This is a genomic window from Allobosea sp. Root483D1 (genome assembly GCF_001429505.1).
In the GTDB taxonomy this organism is placed as follows: domain Bacteria; phylum Pseudomonadota; class Alphaproteobacteria; order Rhizobiales; family Beijerinckiaceae; genus Allobosea.
This window is the reverse complement of the sequence record NZ_LMJW01000001.1, coordinates 1060301-1082851: the sequence shown is the minus strand read 5'-3', so window position 1 is coordinate 1082851 and position 22551 is coordinate 1060301. Positions and strand designations below refer to the sequence as shown.

Annotated in this window: 20 protein-coding genes; 11 read left to right on the top strand and 9 right to left on the bottom strand. The window is 67.1% G+C overall.

Going from position 1 to position 22551, the window contains the following annotated elements; genetic code table 11:
• Entirely contained in the window at nt 1-1023 is a 1023-nt protein-coding gene (locus tag ASE66_RS05000) for an aldo/keto reductase (RefSeq protein ID WP_057188424.1), read from the bottom strand.
• Between the two features lie 184 nt (nt 1024-1207).
• Between ASE66_RS05000 and ASE66_RS04995 the strand changes: the two genes are divergently transcribed.
• The 8 genes from ASE66_RS04995 (at nt 1208) to ASE66_RS04960 (ending at nt 9110) form a co-directional block, all read left to right on the top strand.
• The gene (locus tag ASE66_RS04995; protein WP_057188423.1) at nt 1208-2557 is read left to right on the top strand and encodes an ABC transporter substrate-binding protein; all 1350 of its coding nucleotides are present in this window, start codon (nt 1208-1210) and stop codon (nt 2555-2557) included.
• A gap of 106 nt (nt 2558-2663) precedes the next feature.
• A complete protein-coding gene (locus ASE66_RS04990; RefSeq protein ID WP_057188422.1) occupies nt 2664-3593 on the top strand; it encodes a carbohydrate ABC transporter permease in 930 nt (309 codons plus the stop codon).
• Nucleotides 3593-4411, top strand: a complete 819-nt coding sequence (locus tag ASE66_RS04985) for a carbohydrate ABC transporter permease (RefSeq protein ID WP_057188421.1) — start codon at nt 3593-3595, stop codon at nt 4409-4411. The genes ASE66_RS04990 and ASE66_RS04985 overlap by 1 nt, the downstream gene beginning before the upstream one ends.
• A gap of 63 nt (nt 4412-4474) precedes the next feature.
• The gene (locus tag ASE66_RS04980; RefSeq protein WP_057188420.1) at nt 4475-5371 is read left to right on the top strand and encodes a dihydrodipicolinate synthase family protein; all 897 of its coding nucleotides are present in this window, start codon (nt 4475-4477) and stop codon (nt 5369-5371) included.
• Nucleotides 5372-5382: 11 nt separating this feature from the next.
• The gene (locus ASE66_RS04975; protein WP_057188419.1) at nt 5383-6057 is read left to right on the top strand and encodes a GntR family transcriptional regulator; all 675 of its coding nucleotides are present in this window, start codon (nt 5383-5385) and stop codon (nt 6055-6057) included.
• A gap of 80 nt (nt 6058-6137) precedes the next feature.
• On the top strand, nt 6138-7130 hold the full coding sequence (locus tag ASE66_RS04970) for a sialic acid TRAP transporter substrate-binding protein SiaP (protein WP_057188418.1): 993 nt from the start codon (nt 6138-6140) through the stop codon (nt 7128-7130).
• 199 nt (nt 7131-7329) lie between these two features.
• The gene (locus ASE66_RS04965; protein WP_057188417.1) at nt 7330-7827 is read left to right on the top strand and encodes a TRAP transporter small permease; all 498 of its coding nucleotides are present in this window, start codon (nt 7330-7332) and stop codon (nt 7825-7827) included.
• Nucleotides 7824-9110 carry a TRAP transporter large permease gene (locus ASE66_RS04960; protein WP_057188416.1) on the top strand — a complete coding sequence of 429 codons (1287 nt, stop codon included), beginning with the start codon at nt 7824-7826 and terminating at the stop codon, nt 9108-9110. The genes ASE66_RS04965 and ASE66_RS04960 overlap by 4 nt, the downstream gene beginning before the upstream one ends.
• Nucleotides 9111-9117: 7 nt before the next feature.
• Here ASE66_RS04960 and ASE66_RS04955 read toward each other — a convergent pair whose 3' ends face one another.
• The 7 genes from ASE66_RS04955 to ASE66_RS04925 all read right to left on the bottom strand — a co-directional run bounded on the left by ASE66_RS04955 (nt 9118) and on the right by ASE66_RS04925 (nt 16741).
• On the bottom strand, nt 9118-10143 hold the full coding sequence (locus tag ASE66_RS04955; RefSeq protein WP_057188415.1) for an SIS domain-containing protein: 1026 nt from the start codon (nt 10141-10143) through the stop codon (nt 9118-9120).
• On the bottom strand, nt 10136-11008 hold the full coding sequence (locus ASE66_RS04950) for a carbohydrate kinase family protein (RefSeq protein ID WP_082613242.1): 873 nt from the start codon (nt 11006-11008) through the stop codon (nt 10136-10138). Before ASE66_RS04950 ends, ASE66_RS04955 begins: the two co-directional genes overlap by 8 nt.
• 83 nt (nt 11009-11091) lie before the next feature.
• Entirely contained in the window at nt 11092-12159 is a 1068-nt protein-coding gene (locus ASE66_RS04945) for an ABC transporter ATP-binding protein (RefSeq protein WP_057188413.1), read from the bottom strand.
• Nucleotides 12159-13676, bottom strand: coding sequence for an argininosuccinate lyase (locus ASE66_RS04940; RefSeq protein WP_057188412.1), 1518 nt, complete (start codon nt 13674-13676; stop codon nt 12159-12161). Before ASE66_RS04940 ends, ASE66_RS04945 begins: the two co-directional genes overlap by 1 nt.
• Nucleotides 13677-13681: 5 nt before the next feature.
• Nucleotides 13682-14518 carry a carbohydrate ABC transporter permease gene (locus ASE66_RS04935; protein WP_057188411.1) on the bottom strand — a complete coding sequence of 279 codons (837 nt, stop codon included), beginning with the start codon at nt 14516-14518 and terminating at the stop codon, nt 13682-13684.
• Nucleotides 14518-15444 carry a carbohydrate ABC transporter permease gene (locus tag ASE66_RS04930; RefSeq protein WP_057188410.1) on the bottom strand — a complete coding sequence of 309 codons (927 nt, stop codon included), beginning with the start codon at nt 15442-15444 and terminating at the stop codon, nt 14518-14520. Before ASE66_RS04930 ends, ASE66_RS04935 begins: the two co-directional genes overlap by 1 nt.
• Nucleotides 15445-15481: 37 nt before the next feature.
• Entirely contained in the window at nt 15482-16741 is a 1260-nt protein-coding gene (locus ASE66_RS04925; RefSeq protein WP_057188409.1) for an extracellular solute-binding protein, read from the bottom strand.
• Between the two features lie 168 nt (nt 16742-16909).
• Here ASE66_RS04925 and ASE66_RS04920 point away from each other — a divergent pair, with 168 nt between their 5' ends.
• Nucleotides 16910-18160, top strand: a complete 1251-nt coding sequence (locus ASE66_RS04920; RefSeq protein ID WP_057188408.1) for an ROK family transcriptional regulator — start codon at nt 16910-16912, stop codon at nt 18158-18160.
• A gap of 4 nt (nt 18161-18164) precedes the next feature.
• Here the strand turns inward: ASE66_RS04920 and ASE66_RS04915 are convergent, their stop codons facing one another.
• Complete coding sequence (locus ASE66_RS04915; protein WP_057188407.1) at nt 18165-19712, bottom strand: phospholipase D family protein; 1548 nt, start codon at nt 19710-19712, stop codon at nt 18165-18167.
• A gap of 158 nt (nt 19713-19870) precedes the next feature.
• Between ASE66_RS04915 and ASE66_RS04910 the strand changes: the two genes are divergently transcribed.
• Together ASE66_RS04910 and ASE66_RS04905 are read left to right on the top strand one after the other, a co-directional pair.
• Nucleotides 19871-20707, top strand: a complete 837-nt coding sequence (locus ASE66_RS04910; protein WP_244494794.1) for an endonuclease/exonuclease/phosphatase family protein — start codon at nt 19871-19873, stop codon at nt 20705-20707.
• A 164-nt stretch (nt 20708-20871) separates the two neighbouring features.
• Nucleotides 20872-22473 carry a gamma-glutamyltransferase gene (locus ASE66_RS04905; protein ID WP_057188406.1) on the top strand — a complete coding sequence of 534 codons (1602 nt, stop codon included), beginning with the start codon at nt 20872-20874 and terminating at the stop codon, nt 22471-22473.
• The last annotated feature ends 78 nt before the right edge of the window (nt 22474-22551 follow it).

The window sequence follows — 22551 nt, the reverse complement described above, 5'->3', positions numbered from 1 at the left end:
CTAAACCGGGACCGGGACATCGGTGCCGAGCAGGCCTTCGACCTTCAGCTCTGTCCAGAGGGCAGCAGGAATCGGGGCAGAGAGCTCGGTGACCTGATCCATGACCTCCTCCGGCTTGACCGCGCCCATCACCAGGCTCGCCACCGCGGGATGGCCGAGCGGGAACTGCAGGGCGGCGCGGCGCAGCGGCACGCCATGGCGCGTGCAGACCGCCTCGATCGCCGCGACGCGGGCGAGGATTTCGGGAGGGGCCGGCTGATAATTGTACTTCGCACTGGCGACCGGGCCGGTGGCGAGGATACCGGAATTGAAGACGCCGCCCAGCATCAGGCCAATGCCCTTCTGCTGCGCCAGCGGCATGAAGGAGGCGAGCCCCGGCTGCTCCAGCAGGGAATAGCGCCCGGCCAGCAGCATGGTGTCGAAATCGCCGGCGCGGGCGAAGCGCTCGCACATCTCAGCTTCGTTGACGCCGACGCCGATCGCCTTGACCGCGCCGGCGGCGCGCAGCTTGTCGAGAGCACGATAGGCGCCGTCCATGGCTTCAGTGAAGCGCCGCTCAATCATGCCTGCGCCATGCGTCCAGACATCGACGTCGTGGATCAGCACGACATCGATCCGGTCGACGCCGAGGCGCAGCGCCGACTGTTCGAGCGAGCGCATGGCCCCGTCATAGGAGTAGTCGAAGCGCATTCCGTGCGGCAGGCCGCCGCGGTAGCCCGAGCCGTCGCCGCAGCCGGCGAACGGCTCGGCGACGCGGCCGACCTTGGTCGATATCACCACGTCCTTGCGCCCCGAGCGCCGCAAGGCCGCCCCGATGCGATGCTCGGAGAGGCCATGGCCATAAAGCGGTGAGGTATCGATCAGGTTGATGCCGGCCGCCAGCGCCGCCTCGACAGTCGCGATCGCGGTCGCCTCGCCCAGATGGGCATAGAGATCGCCGAGTGGCGCGCCACCGAAGCCAAGCGTCGTGACGGCGAGGCCGGAGCGGCCGAGCGGTCGAACGGGGAGCGTGGAAGTGGTCATCGGAAGCCGGGTGCTCGGTCGCGTTGCATCACTATGTGCACGCCAACATGTCAGCTTGCAACCGCCTCCGTTCCGGACTAGCGTGCGCACCATTCCGGCGGGCTCGGGCGATGCTGAGCCAGTCTGCCGGAACGGGATCAAGACGGCCTGCAAAGGCCGCGCATCAGTCCAGGGGAGGACATCAATGACCGAGATCTTGAAGCCGACGCGGCGTGGCCTGCTGCGCGGCGCTGCCGCGCTCGGCGCGACCGGCGCCATCGCCTCGCCTTTGGTGCTGCGCGAGGCGCATGCCCAGGCCGCCTTCAACTGGAAGCGCTTCTCCGGCCAGTCGATCGACGTGCTGCTGGTCAAGAACCCACGCTCGGACCTGTTCCAGGCCGCCGAGAAGGAGTTCATCGAGCTCACCGGCATCAAGGTCTCCTCCGAGCAGGTGCCGGAGCAGCAGCAGCGCCAGAAGGCGGTGATCGAGTTCGCCTCGGGCAAGCCGAGCTTCGACGTCAGCGCGATCTCGCTGCACGTGCAGAAGCGCATGGCGGCCAAGGGCAAATGGTTCGCCGACCTGTCGCCCTTGATCAAGGACGCCTCGCTGACCTCGCCCGACTTCAATTTCGAGGATTTCGGCGCCGGTGCGGTCGCCTATGCCCGCCAGGCCGACGGGGCGCTCGATACGCTGCCCTATTTCGTCGATTACTGGATGGTCTACTACAACAAGGAATTGTTCGACGCGAAGGGCGTCGCCTTCCCGAAGACCATGGACGAGATGGCGGTCGCCGCCGCCAAGCTGCACGACCCGGCCAAGGGCGTCGCCGGCTTCGTCTCGCGCGGCCTGAAGAACGCCAACGTCCCGGTTTGGGCCTGCCTGCTGCTCGGCCAGGGCGTCGAGACCACCTCGGCTGACGGCAAGCTCCTGACCGACACCCCGGAGGCGATCTGGGCCGGCGAGCTCTACAAGAAGCTCAACAAGGACACCGGCCCGGTCGGCTCGGTCGGCTTCAACTGGAACGAGTGCCAGACCACCTTCATGCAGGGCCGCGCCGCGATGTGGCTCGACGGCATCGGCTTCGCGACGCCGCTCGAGGATCCCTCCAAGTCGCGCATCGTCGGCAAGGTCGGCTACGGCGTCACCCCGCCCGGCCCGAAGGCGCACCATGCCGGCATGTTCGGCGACGGCATCGGCATCTCGCGCGGCTCCGCGAAGAAGGAGGCCGCCTGGCTCTACATCCAGTTCATCACCAACAAGGCGCAGCAGCTCGCCATGCTGAAGGCCGGTGCCGGCGCTCCGGCGCGCTCCTCGGCCTATCTCGACACCGCGACGATCGAGGCGTCGAAGTTCGGCAAGCAGTATTTCGACTGCCTGCTGAACTCGGCCAAGATCGCCCGCGCCGCGCTGCCGCAGATCGTCCCGGTCACCGAGTTCCGCGACGTCTTCGGGGTGGCGCTGACCAATGCGATCGGCGGCGCCGATGTCGCGGCCGAGCTGAAGAAGGCGACGGAAACCTTCGCCCCGGTGCTGGTGAAGAGCGAGCAGGGTTGAGGCTCGTCGTTACGCGTCATGGCCGGGCTTGACCCGGCCATCTCATGACCAGTTCGCAGTTTCAAAGAGATGCTCGGGTCAAGCCCGGGCATGACGGTTCCAGCAAATGACCAGCACCACCCTGCCAGTCAGCGATCTCGCGAGCCCGACGCCGCTTCCCGCGGCCGACTCGCGGGATTTCACGCCGCGCTACTGGCTGTTCTCGCTGCCGGCGGTGCTGATCATCGCCAGCGTGATCGTCTTCCCCTGGCTGTTCACGCTCTACATGTCGACGCAGGACTGGAAGATCGGCGGCGGGCAGGAATTCGTCGGCCTGCAGAATTTCGTCGAGCTCCTGCGTGACCCGCGCTTCATCGAGTCGATGGGGCACACCTTGTACTACACGGTGCTTGCCGTCGTGCTGCCGATCCTGTTCGGCACGGCCGCGGCGCTGGTCTTCCATCGCGAATTCCCGTTCCGCGGCCTGCTGCGCACCATCTTCGTCATGCCGATGATGGCGACGCCGGTCGCCGTCGCGCTGGTCTGGACGATGATGTTCCATCCCCAACTCGGCGTGCTGAACTATCTGCTCTCGCTGGTCGGCATTGGCCCGCAGGCCTGGGTCTATTCGCCGAACACCGTGATCCCGACGCTGATCCTGGTCGAGGTCTGGCATTGGACGCCGCTGGTCATGCTGATCGTGCTCGGCGGATTGGCCGGGCTGCCGCGCGAACCTTACGAATCCGCGCTGATCGACGGCGCCAATGCCTGGCACATGTTCCGCCACATCACGCTGCCGCTGGTCTGGCCCTTTATCATGGTGGCGATCGTGATCCGCACCATCGATGCGCTGAAGGCCTTCGACACGATCTTCGTGATCACCCAGGGCGGGCCGGGGACGGCGTCGGAGACGCTCAACATCTTCCTCTATCTGCAGGCCTTCCAGTTCTACAAGATCGGCTACGCCTCGGCGGTCGTGGTGATCTTCTTCGTGATCATCATCATGCTGTCGCTGCTGCTGCTCTACGCGCGCCAGAAGTCAAAGTGGAACGCGTGATGAAGCGCCTCGCCACCAAACTCGGCTTCTACGCCTCGGTCTTCGTGCTGGTCTCGCCGGCGGTGCTGGTCTTCCTCTGGATGATCTCGCTGTCGCTGAAGAACGAGCTCGACAACACCGCCTTTCCGCCGGTCTTCATCCCGAGCCCGCCGACTTTCGCGAACTATCTCGACGTGTTCGAGAAGAACAATTTCGCGCTCTATCTCTGGAACTCGATCCTGGTCACGGGCGGGGCGGTGCTGGTCGGCCTCGCGGTCGGCGTGCCCGCCGGCTACGGCATCGCGCGCGGCAAGGCCCACAAATTCGCGATCCTGATCCTGGTCGCGCGGATGACGCCGGCACTGTCCTACCTGATCCCGCTCTTCCTGCTGTTCCAGATCACCGGGCTGGTCGGCACGATCACGGCGCTGGTGATCACCCATCTCGTCATCACCATCCCGATCATCGTCTGGATCATGATCGGCTATTTCGAGAACGTGCCGATGGAGCTGGAGGACGCCGCCCGCATCGACGGCGCCACGACCTGGCAGGCCTTCCGCCATGTCGCGCTGCCGCTGGCCAGGCCCGGCATCGTCGTTGGCGGCATCCTCGCCTTCATCTTCTCCTGGAACAACTTCATCTTCTCGGTCGTGCTCGGCGGCAAGGCGAGCCGCACGCTCCCGTCCGCCGTCTACAACTCGCTGACCTTCGAGCAGATCTCCTGGGGGCCGCTGGCGGCAGCCGCCCTGCTCGTCACCTTGCCCGTGCTGCTGCTGACCGTCCTCGCCCAGCGCCAGATCGTCGCCGGCCTCTCCGCCGGAGGGCTCAAGGATGGCTGACATCGCCCCTCGCCCGATTGCCCCGACATTCCAATCGAACATCTCACGGAAAGACGCTTCGCAATGGCTCTGAATCCCAACCGCTTCGGCCTCTCCTGCGCCATCACCACGCCGATGCGGGAAGGCGGCGCCGTCGACCTGCCGCGGCTCGTCCATCATGCCAGGCATGTCCTTAGCCATGGCTGCGACTCGGTCACGCTGTTCGGCACGACCGGCGAGGGCGCGGCGCTCGGCGGCCCGGCCCGCACCGCCATGCTCGGCGCTTTGGTCGGTGCCGGCATCGATCCGGCCAGGCAGATCTATGCCGGCGTCGCCGCGTCGTCGCTGCACGAGGCGATCGACCAGGCGCAGACCGCGCTGAACGTCGGAGCGAAGGGCCTGCTGGTCGCGCCGCCCTTCTACTTCAAGGGCGTCGGCGACGAGGGACTCTATGCCTGGTTCTCGCAGTTCTTCGAGAAGCTCGGCGCCTCCGCCCGCAACACCATCCTCTACCACATCCCCTCGGTGACGGCGGTCGAGATCTCGGTCGGGCTGGTCGAGCGGCTGAAGACGGCGTTTCCGGGCGTCGTCACCGGCGTCAAGGATTCCTCCTGCGACTATCCGACGACCGAGGCCTTCCTGAAGGCGCATGGCGAGCTTGCCATCCTCGTCGGCGACGAGCGCCTGCTCGGCCGCGCCGTGCGCGCCGGCGCGCAGGGTTCGATCTGCGGTGCCGCCAATCTCGTGCCGCACCTCTTGCGTCCGATCGTCTATGAGGGCGCCGAGGATGCGGTGGTGAACGCGCTCGTCGACGAGATCTGCTCCTATCCGGTGCTGCCTGCGGTCAAGGCGCTGGTCGGCCATATCCATGGCGATGCCGGCTACGGCCCGATGCGGGCGCCGCTGACCGCGCTCGACGAGGGCCAGCGCAAGGCATTGTTCGCCGCCTTCGACCGGATCACCCGAGCCAAGGCGGCCTGAGGGAGAGAACGATGAGCCAGTCCGAACCGGATCGCGAGGGCGAGCCGCTGAAGCTCAGGGAGCGGGCTTATGCCAGCTTCACCGAGCGGCTGCTCGCGCGCGATATCCGGCCGGGCCAGTTCGTCACCCAGCGCGAGCTCGTCGCGATGACGGGCTTCCCGCTCGGGGCGATTCGCGAATTGATCCCGCGGCTTGAGGCGGAGGGGCTGATCAAGACCGTGCCGCAACGCGGCATGCAGGTCGCCCATGTCGACCTCAACCTGATCCGCAACGCCTTCCAGTTCCGCCTCTTCCTCGAGAAGGAAGCGACCGCCGCCTATACCAGGAACGCGACCGATGCCGAGATCGCCGAGCAGCGCGAGCGGCACGAGGCGATCATCCGCCGGGCCGAATCCGGCGGCGACGAGACGCTGATCGAGGATGCCGAGGATGTCGACCGGCTGATGCACGAGATGATCATCGACCATCTCGACAACGACATCGTCAGCCAGGCCTTCCGCGTCACCTGGCTGAAGATCAGGCTGATCCGGCAATACGAGACGCGGATCCAGAACCACATCCTGATCCCGGTGATGCAGGACCATCTCAAGATCATCGCCGCGATCGAGGCGCGCGATCCGGAGGCGGCTGCAGCGGAGATGAGTGCGCACATCAACAACGCCCGGACGAGGGCGATGAGCTACTGACCAGCGAACGGGCGCCGGCCCACAACGGGCGGTGCTGGAATACCGAGCCGGAGAACCGGCCGCTTAGGGAGGAGAGAACGATGACCAAGCTGACGAAACGCGCCTTTCTCGCCGGCTCGGCCGCTGGCGGTGCCATGATCGCGATGCCGACTGTGCTGCGGGCGCAGGCGACCGTGATGCGCTGGGGCGAGATGCTGCCGACCACCCATCCGCAGGTGCAGATGGTCGACCGGATCGCCAAGGAGGTGAAGGAGAAGACCTCGGGCCGCGTCGATATCCAGTCCTTCCCGGCGGGGCAGCTCGGCTCCGGCAAGGACATGATGGAATCGGTCGCCTCGGGCGCACTGACCATGACGACGGACGGCGCCGCCGCGCTCGGCTCCTTCCTGCCGCAGCTCTCGGTGGTCGAGGCGCCCTATCTCTGGCGCGACCCGGCCCATATGAGCAAGGTCGCCAAGGCGCCGGTCTTCACCCAGATGAACGACGACCTCATCAAGAAGCGCGGCTTGCGCATGGCGGCGGTGACCTATTACGGCAAGCGCCACCTGACCACCGGCTCCAAGGCGGTGAAGAGCGCCGCCGACGTGGTCGGCCTGAAGCTGCGGGTGCCGCCGGTCGACACCTTCCGCGCCATGGTCGAGGCCTGGGGCGCCAAGGCGACGCCGGTCAACTTCAACGAACTCTATCTGGCGCTGAGCCAGGGCGCAGTCGACGGCCAGGAGAACCCGCTGCCGACGATCCACAGTGCCAAATTGCAGGAGGTGCAGAAGCACCTGATCCTGACCGGCCACATCATCACGCCGCGCCTCATCGTCATCAACGAGGAGTTCTGGAAGGGTCTGAAAGACGCCGACCGGACGATCGTCGAGACCGCCATCGCCAACGGCGTAACCTGGCAGGATGCGGAGCTGGCGAACCAGGAGGGCAGCCTCGTCGCGACGCTGAAGGCGGCCGGGATGAGCGTCACCGAGCCCGATCTGGAGAGCTTCAGCAAGCCGGTGCTCGCCACTCTGCCGAAGCAGTTCGAGAGCAAATGGGGCAAGGGCACCTGGGACGCGCTCGCGGCGCTGTGACGGGTTGCTCGATAGCCGTGATGGGCGTGGGGAACCCTCTCCTGGAAGGAGAGGGCAGGGTGAGGTGTAGGCCCTGTGACCAGTTCCGCGAGCGCTCACCGCGCGGTCGGGTTCAAGCCAACGTTTCCGCTCCGAACACCTCACCCCTACCCCTCCCCTTCCAGGAGAGGGGTTCCCTGCGGCTCAAGGCCCGATCGCAATGAAATCCCTCGTCGCTTTCTCCGACCGTCTCGTCCGCGCCGCCGCGGTCGGCCTGCTGCTCGCACTGCTCGTCGCGGTTCTCCTCGGCGTCGCCTCGCGCCAACTCAACGCCCCGCTCGCCTGGACCGACGAACTGGCCCAGTACCTCTTGGTTTGGACCGGTTTCGTCGGCTGGATCATCGCTGCCAGGCGGCGCTCTCATATCCGGATCACGGTCTTCGCCGACCTCCTGCCGAAATCGGCCGGCCGGCTGTTCGAGATTGCGACGCAAGCCGCGATCATCCTCTTCGCCGCGATCCTGGTCCGCTATTCCTTCGGGCTGATCGAGCGGACCTGGGATGTCGAGTCGATCGCGCTGCCGGTCTCTAGCGCGGCGCTCTACGTGGTGATGCCGCTCGCCGGCCTCGCGCTGATCCTGCAGGCGCTGGCCGAGATCGGCGACGTGCTCGCCGGCCGCAAGATCGAAACCGCCGAGCCGGGGACGCAGCCGCTATGACGACGCTGATGCTGCAAATCCTGCCGGTCTGGTTCATTGCCCTGCTGATGGGTGTGCCGCTCTTCGTCTCGATGGGGCTGGCGGCGATCGCCTTCGCCTTCTTCGGCGGCTTCCCGCTCGGGATTGTGCCGCAGAAGATCGCGCAATCGGCCAATTCCTTCCCGCTGCTGGCGGCGCCCCTCTTCATCCTGATGGGAAACATCATGAATTCGGCCGGGATTACCGACCGGATCTTCGCCTTCGCCACGGCCTGCGTCGGCTGGCTGCGCGGCGGGCTCTGCCACGCCAACATCCTCGCCAGCGTGATCTTCGCCGGCATGTCGGGCTCGGCGGTAGCCGATGCCGGCGGCGTCGGCACGCTCGAGATCAAGGCGATGCAGGACGAGGGCTACGACGCCGAGACGGCGGCCGCGATCACGGCGGCATCCGCGACGATCGGGCCGATCATCCCGCCTTCTCTGCCGATGGTGATCTACGGCGTCTCGGCCGATGTCTCGATCGGCGGGCTCTTCCTCGCCGGCGTTATTCCCGGCCTGCTGATGGCGGGCGCGCTGATGGCGATGGTGGTCTATATCGCCGGAAAGCGCGACCTGCCGCGCCACCCCTTCCCCGGCGCGGCGCAGCTCTGGGTCGCCTATAAGGAGGCGCACTGGGCGCTGATGACTCCAGTCATCCTGTTCGGCGGGATGATGGCAGGCATCTTCACGCCGACGGAGGCGGCGGCAGTGGCGACTGCTTACGCCATCGTGCTTGGCCTCTTCGTCTATCGCAGCTTCTCGCTGAACGACCTGCCCGAGCTGGTGGTGCAGACGGTCGAGACCACCGGCGTCGTCCTCGCGCTGGTGATGACGGCGGCGGCGCTCGGCTGGTGCCTGTCGATTTCGCGCATTCCCCAGACGGTCGGGCCGATGATCGTCGATCTCGCCGGTAACCCGTTGATGTTCCTCCTGATCGTCAACCTGCTGTTGCTTTTCGTCGGCTGCTTCATGGAAGCGCTGGCGGCGATGCTGATCCTGATCCCGATCCTGACGCCGGCCGCGGCGCAGTTCGGCATCGATCCGATTCAGTTCGGCCTGATCTTCGTGCTCAACCTGATGATCGGCACGATCACGCCGCCGGTCGGGGTTGTGCTGTTCGTGACGTCGAAGATCGCCAAGATCTCGTTCGAGGCGATGTCGCGGGCGATCGTGCCCTGGCTGATCCCGCTGCTCGCGGTGCTGGCCGCGATCACGCTCTGGCCGCCGCTGACGACCTGGCTGCCGAACCTCGTGCTCGGCAAGTGAGGCAGGCTCACACCGTCCGCGTCACCTTGGAGAGATGGGGCGGACGGTCGGGGTCGAGACCGCGGCTTTGTGCAAGCGCCGCAAGCGCTCCGTAAAAGGCGCGAACCTGCGCCAGCGGCAGCAGCGCGGCGTGCAGGTCTGGCGGCAGAGGCAGGCCCTCTCCAGCCCCGGAGTCGCCGCCGGCATAGCGCAGATCGGCGCCGAGGCCGGTGAAGGCTTTAGCCGCAGCGCGTACGCTCTCGCTGCCTTCATCGCCCGGGTCGAGTGCCAGCGCCGGGAAGCCGGGCCCGACCAGCGCCAGCGGTCCATGCAGCACCTCGGCGGCGCTGAAGGCCTCGGCATGGATGCGGCAGGTTTCCTTGAATTTGAGCGCGATTTCCTGGGCGATGCCGAAGCTCAAGCCCCGGCCGATCACGTAGAGGCTCTGAGCCTCGCGCCAGGACAGCAAAGTGGGTGTCCAATCGCAGCGCCCGGCGGCGTCCAGCCCATCGGGCGCCTGCGTGAGCGCGGCGCGCAGGGCGTCGTCCCGGGCCCATTCCGCCGTCAGATGCAAAAAGGCGAGGCAGGTGGCGAGGAAGCTCTTGGTCGCGGCGACGCTGCGCTCGGGCCCCGCCCGCAGCGGCACGAGCATGTCGACCATCCCCGCAAGCGGCGAGCCCTCGTCGTTGACGAAGCCGATCACGAGTGCACCAGCCCGCTTGGCCGCCTCGGTCAACAGCAGCGCATCGGGGCTGCGGCCGGATTGCGAAACGGCGATGAACAAGGCGCGTGAGAGGTCGAGTTCACCGCCATAGACCGAGGCGAGACTGGGCCCCAGCGAGGCGACAGGCAGGCCGAGCGCACGCTCGATCAGGTATTTGCCATAGGTTGCGGCATGATCAGAGGAACCGCGGGCGCAGGTCGCGACAAAGGCCGGCCGCTTGATGCGCAGGCGCTGGACGAGATCGGTGATGATCGCCGCGTTCTCGGCAAGCTGCCGGCGCGCGACGGCGGCGGCTTCGGCTGCTTCGCTGGTGAGCAGGGTCTTAGCCATGGCGACGCAACGGGGTTTCGAGCAACTGATCGGCAATGCGGGCGACCTGGCGCGGGTCCAGCTTGCGGCCGGCGCCGCCAATGCTCTGGACCGAGAGTGTGCCACAGGCGATACCTTCGGCGAGGGCGCGCTCGGGCGCCTTCCCGGCAAGCCAGGCTGAGAGGAAGCCGGCGTTGAAGGCATCGCCGGCGCCGGTCGTGTCGAGCACCGCCGGGCAGGGCGCAGCTGGAAGCGCGATGCACTCGTCGCCCTGGTAGAGGCAGGCACCTGCGCTGCCATCCTTGATCACCACCAGCGAAAAGTGCCCGGCAAGTTTATGTCCGGCGGCGTCGAGATCGTCGCAGGCGGCGATCGCGCGCGCTTCTGCAGCGTTCGGCAGGAAAACGTCGACGCCAGTGCAGCGCGCGACGAGGTCCGGCGAGCGGATCAGTGCGTCGTCCCAGCTCGGATCGAGCGAGACGGTGAGGCCGTGATGCCTGGCGTCGGTCACCAGACGCGGAATTTCAGCCAGCGTCGCGAACTCGGCGATATGCAGATGGCAGGCACGGACATCGCCGAGCGCGGCGGGAAGCGTCGCTGGCCGGGCCGGACCGGCGCGGCGGGAGAGAAAAGCGCGCTCGCCATCCTGCACCATCGCGACGGTGAGCTGCGGGCCGGCATCGGCCGCACGCTCCAGAAAGGTAAGATCGATACCGCTGCCTTCGAGCGCCGGCAGGAGTGATTGCGAGAACGGGTCTTCGCCAAGGCGCGCCAGCAAAGCGGCGGAGCAGCCGAGCCCGACGAAATGGGCTGCCGTGATGAAGCCGCCGCCACCCGGCACGACCGCGACATCCTCGGCGAAGCGCTCCTCGCCGAGGCGCGGCATCGCGTCCAGCCCGCGGAAGACGAGATCGCAATAGAGCCGCCCGGTGCTGAGCACGAGCCCATCCGGCCGAGGTAGCCGGGACGTCACAAGGCGCGCTCGCTCTTGGCGTCGAACAGGCGCAGCGCCGAAGCCGGAGAGCCGAGCCTGACAGCGCTGCCGACGGCAGGCGGGTTCTTGGCCGAGGCCGAGGCGAGCAACAGTCCGCCTTCAGCCTCGACATGGACGAAGGTCTCCGGGCCGAGCGGCTCGACCACGGCGACCGTGCCGGACAAGACGAGATCGGCGCCTTCGCCCTGCCCGAGCACGCGCAGCTCCTGCGGACGGACGCCGACGAGGACATCCTCCGGCAGCGCCGCAGGCCAGGCGATTGGCGCTTCGCCGAGCTGCAGCGCGCTGCGGCCAGCCTCTGCGGTCGCCTTTGCGGGAACGACGTTCATCGTCGGCGAGCCGATGAAGCGCGCGGTGAAGACATCGGCCGGCTTCTCGTAGAGCTCCATCGGCGCGCCGACCTGGAGGATATGGCCGTCGCGCATCACCACGATCCGGTCGGCGAGCGTCATCGCCTCGACCTGGTCGTGGGTGACGAAGACGATGGTGGTACCGAGCCGCTGATGCAGCCGCTTGATCTCGAGCCGCATCTGCGCCCGCAATTGCGCGTCGAGATTGGAGAGCGGCTCGTCGAACAGGAAGACGGCGGGATCACGCACCATGGCGCGGCCGATGGCGACACGCTGGCGCTGGCCGCCCGAAAGCGCGGAGGGGCGGCGCTCCAGCAGCGGTGTCAGGCCGAGCACCTCGGCGACCTCCTCGACGCGCTTGCGCTTCTGGGCCTTGTCGAGCTTGGCGGTGTAGAGGCCGAAGGCGATGTTCTCGGCGACGCTCATATGCGGGTAGATCGCGTAGTTCTGGAACACCATCGCGATGTTCCGCTCTTTCGGCTCGAGCCGGTTCACGATCCTGTCGCCGATCGAGATCGTGCCGTCGTTGATGTCCTCGAGCCCGGCGATCATGCGCAAGGTCGTCGACTTGCCGCAGCCGGAGGGGCCGACGAAGACGACGAACTCGCCATCCTCGATCGTCAGGTCGATGCCGTGCACGACTTGCGTCGTGCCATAGCGCTTGACCAGTTTTTCGATCGCGATCCCGGCCATCAGGCGGCTCCTGCAAGAGCGGTGAAGGCGGCGTCCAGTTCGCGGCGCGCAGCGCCCTCGCGGCTGGCGATCGCGCTGGCGGCATCCTCGGCCGAGGCGAGCTCGGCGCGATAGCCGGCAAGGGCTTCGCCCAGCGCCTTCGGCCCCGGTCCGCCGAAACGCTCGCGCAGGGCGACGAAGTTCTCCGGCGAGACGGCGGTGGCGAAATCCTCGCGGCTGAGACCAGGCTCGCGGTCGGCGACATGGCGGAAGGCCTCGGCGAAGGGCTCGTAGCCATCGCGCGGCAGGTCGCCATCCCCCGCGACGACGGCGCGCGCCACCGCCGAGGCAACCTCATGGGCAGCGCGGAAGGAGAGGCCCTCCTTGCGCACCAGCGTGTCGGCGAGCTCGGTGATGGTGATGCAGGAGCGGCGGATGGTCTCGGCGACGCGGCGGCTGTCTACCGAAAGCGCCGGCAGCAGTGCTGCCAGCAGGTCGAGCACGCGTCCGCCGCTCTCGAAGCTCTGGTAGCCGGCTTCCTGCGTCTCGCCCTCGCTGTCGTTCATGTCGGTGAACGGGGTGTTGTGGACGACGTCGCGCACGAGCCGGGCGCGGCTCACCGTCTGCGAGGCGAGATGGCGCAGATGCTCGATCGGCACCGGGTTGCGCTTCTGCGGCATGATCGAGGAGATCTGCACGAAAGCATTCGGCACATAGACCTGGCCGACCTCGAAGGCGGTCCAGAACTGCAGGTCCTGGATCAGCCGGCCGAGATGCAGGAAGACCAGCTCGACCGCGCTGAAGACGCCGGTGACGTAATCGACCGCGGCGATGCAGCCATAGGAGTTCTGCAAGGGCGCCTTGAAGCCGAGCAGATGGGCGGTGCGGTGGCGGTCGAGCGGGAAGCCCGAGGTGGTGATCGCGGCGGCCCCGAGCGGGCAGAGGTCGAGCAGTTCGCGCGCCTGCACCAGGCGCCGGTGGTCGCGCAGCATCACTTCGATCGCGGCCGAGAGGTAGTGGCCGAGGGTCGAGGGCTGGGCCGGCTGGCCATGGGTATAGGCGACGATCAGCGTCGCCTTCTCGCGCTCTGCCAGCGTCAATGCAGCGCCGATCAAGGCGCGCAGCTGGCCGGCGAGCTTGTCGAGCCGGGGCTTCAGCGCCAGCTTGAACAAGGTGTGCTCGATATCGTTGCGCGAGCGGCCGGTGTGCAGGCGGCCATTGTCGTCGGCTTTGAGGCGCTTGCGGAGCTCGGACTCGACCAGGAAGAAATAATCCTCGACCTCGCCGGTATAGGTCAGCGTCGCCGGGTCGATCTCGCGCTCGATCTCGATCAGGGCGCGGGCGATGCCGGACGCCGTCTCGCGGGAGAGAATGCCGGTCTCGGCCAGCATGACGAGATGGGCGCGGTCGACGGCGCGGAAGCCCTCGACATGATGCGTCCTGACCGCGTCGAAGAGCGGGCGCAGCACCGTCTCCTTGTAGACCGGATCGGGAAAGACGGAGCTGTCGCTGGTGCGCGGATCGGTGTGGGCGGTCATCGCAACTATCCCTTGAGCCCGGCGAGCACGACGCCGCGGACGATGTAGCGCTGGAGCAGCAGGAAGACGGTGAGCGTCGGGATCGTCGCCAGCGCCGCGCCGGTCATGATCAGCTCCCATTGGATCTGCGATTCGACCGCGAAGGAGGCGAGCCCGACCGGGAGCGTGTAGAGCTCCTTGCTGGTGGTGACGATCAGCGGCCAGATGAACGCTGTCCAGTTGCTGAGGAAGGTGAAGATCGCCAGCGCCGACAGCGCCGGCGTCACCAGCGGCAGGGCGATGCGCCAGAAGATCGCGAACTCGTTGAGCCCGTCGACGCGCGCCGCCTCGAGGAAGTCGTTCGGCACCGTCTCGAAGAACTGCTTCATCAGGAAGGTGCCGAAGGCCGTCATCATGCCGGGGAACATGATGCCCCAGTAACTGTCGAGCCAGCCGAAGTTCTTGGCCATGACGTACCAGGGGATGACCAGCATCTCGGTCGGGATCATCAGGGTCGAGAGGATCGCCAGGAAGACGAGATAGCGGCCGCGGAACTGGAATTTGGCGAGGGTGTAGCCGACCAGGCTGTCGAAGAAGACGTTCGACAGGGTGACGATGGTGGCGATCGCCAGCGAGTTCCAGAACCAGCGCAGGAAGCGCCCGTCCGAGAGCACGGTCTTGTAGTTGTCGAGCGTCGGCGCCGCCGGGATCAGCCGGAGATCGTAGATATCGGCCGAGTCCTTCAGCGAGGTCGAGAACATGAAGAGCAGCGGCGTCAGCATCAGCAGGCCGCCGGCGAGCAGCAGCAGCCAGACGATGACGCGGCCGGGTGCGAAGCGGTGCATGAGAGAGGAGCCGGTCATCAACGGTCCCTCAGCAGGCGCAATTGCAGCAGCGAGACGCAGAGCAGGACGAGGAAGAGCACGACCGTCTGTGCCGCCGCATAGCCCATGTCGAAGGAGGAGAACGCGGTCTGATAGATCATCAGCACCAGCGGCTTGGTCGCGTTGAGCGGGCCGCCGGGATCGCCGCTGGTCATGTTGTAGACCTGGTCGAAGATGCGCAGGAAGCCGATCGAGGAGAAGACGACGAGGAAGATGATCGTCGGCTTGAGCAAGGGCAGCGTGATCTTTCTGAGGATGGCGAAGTCGGAGACGCCGTCGATCCGCGCCGCTTCGTAATAGGTCGTCGGGATGGCGCGCAGGCCGGCGAGGAAGATCACCACCTGGAAGCCGAGCCCGGCCCAGATCGCCGGGGCCAGCACGGCCGGCAATGCCTGTGTGGTTGAGCGCAGGAAGGGCTGCTGGGAGAAGCCGAGGGAGGAGATGACGTCGTTGATCAGGCCGATCGGCACCGGCTGATAGAACCAGCGCCAGACCCAGGCCATCGCGGTCGCGGTGGTCAGGAAGGGCAGGAAATACAGCGCCCGGATGAAGCCGTGCATGAAGCGGACGCGGTCGAGATGGTAGGCGATGGTGAAGGCGAGGACGAGGCTGAACGGCGTGCCGATGATCAGATAGAGGAACGTGTTGCGGAACACCTGCCAGAACACCGGATCGGCCATCAGCCGCTTGAAGTTCGCCAGCCCGACGAAGGAGGGCGAGTTCATCAGGTTCCAGTTGGTGGTCGAGATCACGAAGGCCTCGACCGTCGGGTAGAAGCGGATCAGCCCGTAGAACAGGATCGGCACGGCCAGGAAGCCCCAGGCCCAGACCACCTGCTTCTGCTGCAGGGTGAGGCCCTGCCAGAGGCGCCCGCCGGAGCGGGCGACTTGGATATTGGCGGTCATGGCGCGTCCTGCCGTGCTGGGCTTCAGGCAGCCGCGATCACTTCTTGTAGAAGCGGTCGAGGATCGCCTGTTCGGCCTTGGCGGATTCGGCCAGCGAGGCCTTGGCGTCCTGGTTCTGGATGAACACCCGGTTGGCCATGTCGAGCCCGACCTGGCGCTGTGCCAGCTCGTCGACGAAGACCGTCGCCTGCGAATAGTTCAGCGCCTTGAGGAAGGGGCCATAGATTGGGTGGCTAAGGTTCTTCTCGGTCTCGGCCGCTGCCTTGCGGGCCGGGAGTTCGCCGACCATGTCGAGCCAGACCTGCATCGCTTCCGGCGAGGTGGTGAAGGCCATGAACTTCTTGGCGGCTTCGAGCTTGGCGCCGGTCGGCTTGGCGGTGATGGCGTTGACCCAGTAGCTGGCGAAGTTCGAGCGCTTGCCGTCGGCGCTCGCCGGCAGTTCGGTGACACCCCATTCGAAGTTCTTGATGCCGCCGAAGGCGCCGAGACGGAAGGAGCCATCGACCGTCATCGCGGCGCGACCGGCGCGGAAGGCGGCCTGGCCCTCGTCCATGAAGCCGGCCTGGCCGACCTTGTGGACGCGCTGCAGGTCCGCATACCAGTTCAGCGCCTTGGCGCCGGCCTCGCTGTCATAGGCGACGGTCTTGTTGTCGTCGGAATAGGGCTTGCCGCCCATCTGGCGCAGCAGCACCTCGCGCCACCAGTGCAGGTCCTGGCCCGGCATGTCGATCACGGCGCCGGCCGAGAGCATGTTGCCGGCGGCGTCGCGCTTCACCGTCTTCTTGGCGGCTTCGAGGTACTCGTCGAGCGTCTGCGGCGGCTTGTTCGGGTCGAGCCCGGCATCCTGGAACAGCTTCTTGTTGTAGAACAGCGCCAGCGTGCGCACGGCGGTCGGCAGGCCGTAATACTCGCCGTCGCGCTTCATCGTCTGGACGATCGGGTAGAATTCCTTCTCGATCACGTCGTGTGGGAAGGCGTCGCGCGGCAGCGGCTGGATGAACTTGGCGCCGACGAAATTGTCGAGCCAGCCATAGTAGAGCTGGACCACGTCCGGACCCTGGCCGGCCGGCACGGCGGCGGCGATCTTGGTCTGGTAGTCGGCATAGGGGAAGGTCGTGTGCTTGACCTTGATGCCGGGATTGGCAGCCTCGAAGCGCTTGATCAGCTCGTTCATCGCCTTGATCCGGGCGTCGAACACATATTGCCAGTACTCGATCTCGACCGCCTGGGCGCGGGCGCCGGCAATGGCGCCGACCGACATCAGAACACCCAGAACCAGTCCGCGAAAGCCGCGCATGATCTGTCCTCCCATCTCGTTGCGACGTCCGCCCGCATGCTCGCTCCCGGCTGCCGGACGTTCAGCCGCCATGCTTTTCCCGCCGCCCGCCTGCTGTCAATCGATTAATTCACTTGAGTTTGATTAATGGCCATCGCAGCTTGTGCACACAGGACGGGCCGACCCACGATGCCGCACCGCAAGCCTCCAGCCGCGCACAGCGTCGCCCTCGGCGCCAATCCCGAACGCGGACGCCGCCATAACCGGCGCGTCGTGCTGGAGACGCTGCGCCAGCATGGCCGGCTCGGCCGCTCCGACATCGCCAATCTGACCCGGCTGACGGCACAGGCGGTCTCGAACATCGTCGCCGAATTGCTGGAAGAGGGCTTCCTGGTCGAGCTCGGCCGCCGGCGCACGGCGCGCGGCCAGCCGCCGGTCGAATTCGCGCTCAACGCCGATGGCGGCGTGACAGCCGGCATGGAGATCGCCGCCGACCATATCACTACGGTACTGGTCGATCTCACCGGCGAGATCCGGGCCCAGCGGATCGTGCCGTTGCCTGACCTTTCGGTCGAAGCCGTGCAGGCGCTGGCGGCGGCCGAGCTCAAGCGGGCGCGGGCGGGGCGAGGACTGCCGGAGCGCCTGCTCGGTTGCGGCGTCGTGATGCCCGGCCCGTTCGATTTCGAGGGCACGATCACCGTCGGCTCGACGGCGCTGCCTGGCTGGACGGGACGCGACGTCACCGCGCTGATGAGCGCCGCGCTGGCGACCTCCGTGACGGTCGAGAACGATGCGACGGCGGCGGCGGTCGGCGAGCATCTCTACGGTCTCGGCCGCAATCTCAGGCATTTCTGCCTGGTCTATTTCGGGCTCGGCCTTGGGCTCGGGCTGATGCTCGGCGGCGAGCCCTATCGCGGCGCCTTCGGCAATGCCGGCGAGCTCGGCCATGTCCCGGCGGTGCCGCAGGGCTTGCCTTGCGTCTGCGGCCGTCAGGGCTGTCTCGAAAGTTATGTCTCGCCCTCGGCCCTGCAGGAGACGCTGCGCAAGGCCGGTATCGCTCAGGTCGATGCGGCAGGCATTGCGCGGCTTCATGCAGAGGGGCATCCGGCGTTGATCGGCTGGATCGCGCAAGCCGGGCCGTTGCTGGCGCCGGTGCTCGCCATGCTGGAGAACCTGTTCGACCCGGAGACCATCATTCTCGGTGGCGGACTTCCCGATAGCGTCATCGATGCGCTGATCTTGGCGGCCGAGCCATTGCCGCTATCCGTCGCCAGGCGCGGTGGCCGTGCCATCCCACGTCTCCAGCGCGGCACGACCGGCCAGCTCACGGCGGCGCTCGGCGCGGCGGCACTGCCGCTCCTCGATGCGATCGCGCCGCGGCTGGTGAGGAATACTGCTGCGGCGGAGCCGATCGAATCTGACCAGATCGCCGTGTCCTGACTCCTCACAATTGCGATTCGATCGGCAGGAAGCGGATCAGCGCCGCTGTGAGACGGCGGCCGAAACCCGCCGCGGGCTCCTGCAACAAGCGGCCCTCGGGCTGCGACCCCTCGTCCCAACAGAGACGGCCATGGTCGAGGCCGAGCCTGAAGGAGCAGTGCGGCGTGGTTTGCTGCGCGAAGATGTCGCGCATTTCGCCAACGAGGCCATCGTCGACGACGACAACGCCCATTTCCGTGTTCAACGAGGCCGAGCGCGGATCGAAATTGAATGAGCCGATGAAGCCGGTGTGCCGGTCGACCGTGAAGGCCTTGGTATGGAGGCTTGCGCCCTTCGAGCCGAAGAGCGAGACGCCGGCAGGCCTGAGTTCCGGGCGCAATTCGAACAGCCTGACGCCTTGCCGCAGCAGTCGTTTGCGATAGCTGGCATAGGCGCCATGGACGGCGACGACATCGGTGGCGGCCAGCGAGTTGGTCAGGACCGTGACCTCGGCGCCGCGTGCGACGAGAGCGCAGAGCGCCAGCACGCCGCGCTCGCCGGGGATGAAGTATGGCGAGGTGATCTGCAGCTCGCTTTGCGTCTCGGCGATCGCCCGGTAGAGCCGGCGCGCCAGCCAGCCCTGCTTACCGGCGGCGACAGCTTTCTCCGGCGGATCGGAGATGATCTGGACCTGGCTGATCCAGCGCAGCGCGCCCAACAGCTCGGCCAGGGCCGTGGCGGCATCGAGCCTTTCGACGAGGCGCAGCAGAGCCTCGACATTGGCGCGGTCCCGGTCGATCGATGGCACCGGCAGGCTCGGCAGACGCCGGGCGATGGGGCGGCTGAGCGAGGCGATCGGGACTGCGGTCGGGCTGTTCCAGAAGCCGTCGAAGATCGTCTCGGCCTGCGTGACCGCCTCGCCGGCGACGAGCAGGTCCAGGTCGTGGAAGTTGCTGGCCTGCGCCGCGTTGAAATAGGCGTTGCCGATATTCCTGCCGCCGATGATGGCGAGGCGGCCATCGGCGATCCACGCCTTGTTGTGCATCCGGCGCGTCACGCGGAAGGCGCGCAACGCGAGTTCCAGGCCGCGGCGGATGCCGTTGGAGCGGTTCCGGCTCGGGTTGAACAGCCTGACCTCGATGTTGGGATGGGCGTCGAGGGCAAGGTAGATCGAATCGTTGCCGCGGGCGTTGATGTCGTCGATCAGCAAGCGGACGCGCACGCCGCGATCGGCGGCGGCGATGATCTCGCGCATGAGCAGGCGGCCCGCGACATCCTTGCGCCAGTAGTAATACTGCAGGTCGAGGCTGCGGCCGGCGCTGCGGGCGGTAAGAACCCGCGCAGCGAAGGCCCGCCCACCATCAGCCAGCAGGGCGACGCCATTGAGCTCGGGATGAGCAGTCAGCAGCGGTACCAGCGCACGGTCGATCGGCGTCGCACCCTCGGCTGGCGGAAGTGCATGCGAAGGCGGAGCACTGGTGTGGCGGGCGAAGCGGCCATAGGAATAGGTGGCTGCGACGGCGGCCAGCGCGATCAAGGCCAGGGCAGCGATCAAGACTTCGAGAAATGACATTCAGCGACTGCCGGAGCTCCGTTTTTCCTATAACCCCTATCCTCGCAAGTCGTTCGCTCAGAGCCGATCGAACCCTTGCCGCTTTCGGGAATTGATCATGGCAAGGCTCTTGCTAAGAGCCTCTGGAGCGAGTGAGCCTTCGTGGAGATGCCGGCTTGATGCTTGAGTTTGAAGGGCGCGGCTTGCGCCGCATCCGGGTGCTGCGCCCGCCGCAAATGTCGAGCTGGACGCGCGAAGCCGTCGGGCAGCCTGCGCTCGCCAGCGCCTCGCCGGCCGCGGAGCTCAAGATCGCCTCCTACAACATCCACAAGGCCGTGGGGCGCGACCGCCGCTTCGATCCCGACCGGATCATCGAGGTGATCCGCCAGATCGACGCCGATGTCGTGGCGCTGCAGGAGGCCGACCAACGCTTCGGCGAGCGCTCCGGGTTGCTCGATCTGGCGCGTCTCGAGCGCCGTACGGGCCTGAAGCCGGTGCCGGTGCAGAGCGCCTGGCAGGGCCATGGCTGGCATGGCAACGTCGTGCTCTTCCGCGACGGAGCCGTCACCGCGACCCGGCAGCTCGTCCTGCCTGGTGTCGAGCCGCGCGGCGCGCTGATCGTCGATCTCACCGTCTGCGGTGCGCCGATCCGGGTGGTCGCGGCGCATCTTGGCCTGCTGCGCCATTCGCGCTCGCGCCAGGTCGAGACGCTGATCTCCGCCTCGAAACCGACCGACGGCCGCCCGATCTTCCTGATGGGCGACCTGAACGAATGGCGGATCGGCAAGAAATCGAGCCTGCACGGGCTGGCGCCGAAATTCGGGCCGCTGCAGGCGGCGATCCCGAGCTTTCCCGCGCGCTTCCCGATCTGGGCGCTCGACCGCATCGTCGCCTATCCGGCCGAGACCATCACGCAGGTCGATCTCCACGACACCGCATTGTCGCGGCTCGCCTCCGACCACCTGCCGATCAAGGCAGTGGTGCACCTGCCGGGCGAGGATCGCCAGGCGCACTAGCGCGCTTTCCGTTTGATCGGACACGATCGAACGAAAAGAATTCGCGCAAAATCAAAAAGTTGAGCCAGCGTGGATCGCGGGGCAGGCTTGAGGCATCCTCAAGTGACGCACCGATGGGGGCATGCCACGATGGGCCCGTCCCTATCGAGACCGGATCCTGCCCAATGACGACCGAGCCGCGCCGCGCGAAGGCCTACCGCACCCAGAACTGGAGCCTGACCAAGCCTTCGGCGCGCGGACGCGGCGGCGTCATCGTCTCGCAGAACCATGAGGCGGCGGCGGCCGGCGCGGCAATCCTCGAAGCTGGCGGCAATGCGGCGGATGCCGCGGTCGCTGCCGCTTTCGCGCTGGCAGCGGTCGAGCCCTGGAACAGCGGCCTTGGCGGCATCGGCTTCGGCGTCGTGCTCAAGGCCGGCGAGAGCAGGGCACAGGTCGTCGATTTCGGCCCGGTCGCGCCGCGCCGCGCCGATCCGGCCGATTATCCGCTCACCGGCGAGATGAAGCTCGATCTCTTCGCCTGGCCGGGCGTGGTCGACGATCGCAACATCCACGGCCCGCTCTCCTTCTGCATTCCGTCCTCGGTCGCCGGCTACGCCAAGCTCAAAGAGGCTTTCGGGACGAGCATGCCGGTCTCCGAACTGCTCCAGCCTGCGATCGCATTGGCCCGGCGCGGGCTGGCGCAGGACTGGTACACGACGCTGAAGATCGCTTCCTCGGCCTCGGTGCTCAGGCTCTACGAGGAGAGCGCCCGCATCTACCTGCCCGACGGTTTGCCGCCGGTGCCGCCCTATCAGGGCGTGCCGGGCTTCAGGAGGCTCGGCAATCTCGGTGCGACGCTCGAGCATCTCGCCCACGCCGGACTCGATGATTTCTATCGCGGCGACCTTGCCATCAGGCTGGCCGCCGACATCGCCGCTGCCGGCGGCGTGGTCGATGCGCAGGACCTGGCGGATTGCCGGGCGAGCGTGCGCGAGGCGCCGGTGATCGACTGGCGCGGCACGCACCGCATCCATACGGCCGGCGGGCTGACGGCGGCACCGACCCTGCAGGCGGTGGTCGAGGGCATGGCCTCGAGCCCGCCGCCGGAGGGCGGACCGGATTCGGCCTGGTTCGCGAGGCTGTCGCAGGTGATGCGCGAGGCCTATGCCAGCCGGCTCGAAGGGCTCGGCGCGGCGCAAGCGGCGAAGGAGCCGGGCGAGACCTGCACCACGCATCTCACCGTGGTCGACGGAGAGGGCACCATCGTCGCGCTGACGACGACGCTGCTCTCCTCGATGGGCAGTCGTCTCGTCCTGCCCGAAACCGGCGTGCTGATGAACAATGGCATGATGTGGTTCGATCCTCGCCCGGGCAGCGCCAATGCCATCGCGCCAGGCGCTCGCCCCTTGTGCAATATGTGCCCGGTGGTGGTGACGCCGGCCGATGGCGGCTTTCCGCGCTATGGCGCCGGCGCCTCGGGCGGGCGGCGGATTCTCGCCAGCGTCTACCAGATGCTGGCTTTCACCCTCGACAGCGGCATGAGCCTGGAGGATGCCGCGCACCAGCCGCGCATCGACGTCTCCGGCCCCGACGGCACCAGCGCCGATGCGCGCCTGCCGGAGGGCACACTCGATGCGCTGGCAGCGGCCGGCCCGCTGACGGTGGTTGAGCACGGCGTGCTGCCGCTCAACTTCGCCTGCCCGAACATGGTGCGGGCCGGGCAGGGCGAACAGGAGGGGATCAGCGACGCCGCCTCTCCCTGGTCGGCGGCGGTGGCGGCGTCGTAGCAAGTGCGTCATGCTCGGGCTTGATCCGAGCATCTCAGAAATCAGTGCCTTCTCGTCCTGAGATTCTCGGGTCGGCGC

What these genes read in the sequence shown, in the direction of transcription:
- ASE66_RS05000 (WP_057188424.1), bottom strand. Translation starts at nt 1,023, where the DNA reads ATGACCACTTCCACGCTCCCCGTTCGACCGCTCGGCCGCTCCGGCCTC.
- ASE66_RS04995 (WP_057188423.1), top strand. Translation starts at nt 1,208, where the DNA reads ATGACCGAGATCTTGAAGCCGACGCGGCGTGGCCTGCTGCGCGGCGCT.
- ASE66_RS04990 (WP_057188422.1), top strand. Translation starts at nt 2,664, where the DNA reads ATGACCAGCACCACCCTGCCAGTCAGCGATCTCGCGAGCCCGACGCCG.
- ASE66_RS04985 (WP_057188421.1), top strand. Translation starts at nt 3,593, where the DNA reads ATGAAGCGCCTCGCCACCAAACTCGGCTTCTACGCCTCGGTCTTCGTG.
- ASE66_RS04980 (WP_057188420.1), top strand. Translation starts at nt 4,475, where the DNA reads ATGGCTCTGAATCCCAACCGCTTCGGCCTCTCCTGCGCCATCACCACG.
- ASE66_RS04975 (WP_057188419.1), top strand. Translation starts at nt 5,383, where the DNA reads ATGAGCCAGTCCGAACCGGATCGCGAGGGCGAGCCGCTGAAGCTCAGG.
- ASE66_RS04970 (WP_057188418.1), top strand. Translation starts at nt 6,138, where the DNA reads ATGACCAAGCTGACGAAACGCGCCTTTCTCGCCGGCTCGGCCGCTGGC.
- ASE66_RS04965 (WP_057188417.1), top strand. Translation starts at nt 7,330, where the DNA reads ATGAAATCCCTCGTCGCTTTCTCCGACCGTCTCGTCCGCGCCGCCGCG.
- ASE66_RS04960 (WP_057188416.1), top strand. Translation starts at nt 7,824, where the DNA reads ATGACGACGCTGATGCTGCAAATCCTGCCGGTCTGGTTCATTGCCCTG.
- ASE66_RS04955 (WP_057188415.1), bottom strand. Translation starts at nt 10,143, where the DNA reads ATGGCTAAGACCCTGCTCACCAGCGAAGCAGCCGAAGCCGCCGCCGTC.
- ASE66_RS04950 (WP_082613242.1), bottom strand. Translation starts at nt 11,008, where the DNA reads ATGCCGCGCCTCGGCGAGGAGCGCTTCGCCGAGGATGTCGCGGTCGTG.
- ASE66_RS04945 (WP_057188413.1), bottom strand. Translation starts at nt 12,159, where the DNA reads ATGGCCGGGATCGCGATCGAAAAACTGGTCAAGCGCTATGGCACGACG.
- ASE66_RS04940 (WP_057188412.1), bottom strand. Translation starts at nt 13,676, where the DNA reads ATGACCGCCCACACCGATCCGCGCACCAGCGACAGCTCCGTCTTTCCC.
- ASE66_RS04935 (WP_057188411.1), bottom strand. Translation starts at nt 14,518, where the DNA reads ATGACCGGCTCCTCTCTCATGCACCGCTTCGCACCCGGCCGCGTCATC.
- ASE66_RS04930 (WP_057188410.1), bottom strand. Translation starts at nt 15,444, where the DNA reads ATGACCGCCAATATCCAAGTCGCCCGCTCCGGCGGGCGCCTCTGGCAG.
- ASE66_RS04925 (WP_057188409.1), bottom strand. Translation starts at nt 16,741, where the DNA reads ATGCGCGGCTTTCGCGGACTGGTTCTGGGTGTTCTGATGTCGGTCGGC.
- ASE66_RS04920 (WP_057188408.1), top strand. Translation starts at nt 16,910, where the DNA reads ATGCCGCACCGCAAGCCTCCAGCCGCGCACAGCGTCGCCCTCGGCGCC.
- ASE66_RS04915 (WP_057188407.1), bottom strand. Translation starts at nt 19,712, where the DNA reads ATGTCATTTCTCGAAGTCTTGATCGCTGCCCTGGCCTTGATCGCGCTG.
- ASE66_RS04910 (WP_244494794.1), top strand. Translation starts at nt 19,871, where the DNA reads ATGCTTGAGTTTGAAGGGCGCGGCTTGCGCCGCATCCGGGTGCTGCGC.
- ASE66_RS04905 (WP_057188406.1), top strand. Translation starts at nt 20,872, where the DNA reads ATGACGACCGAGCCGCGCCGCGCGAAGGCCTACCGCACCCAGAACTGG.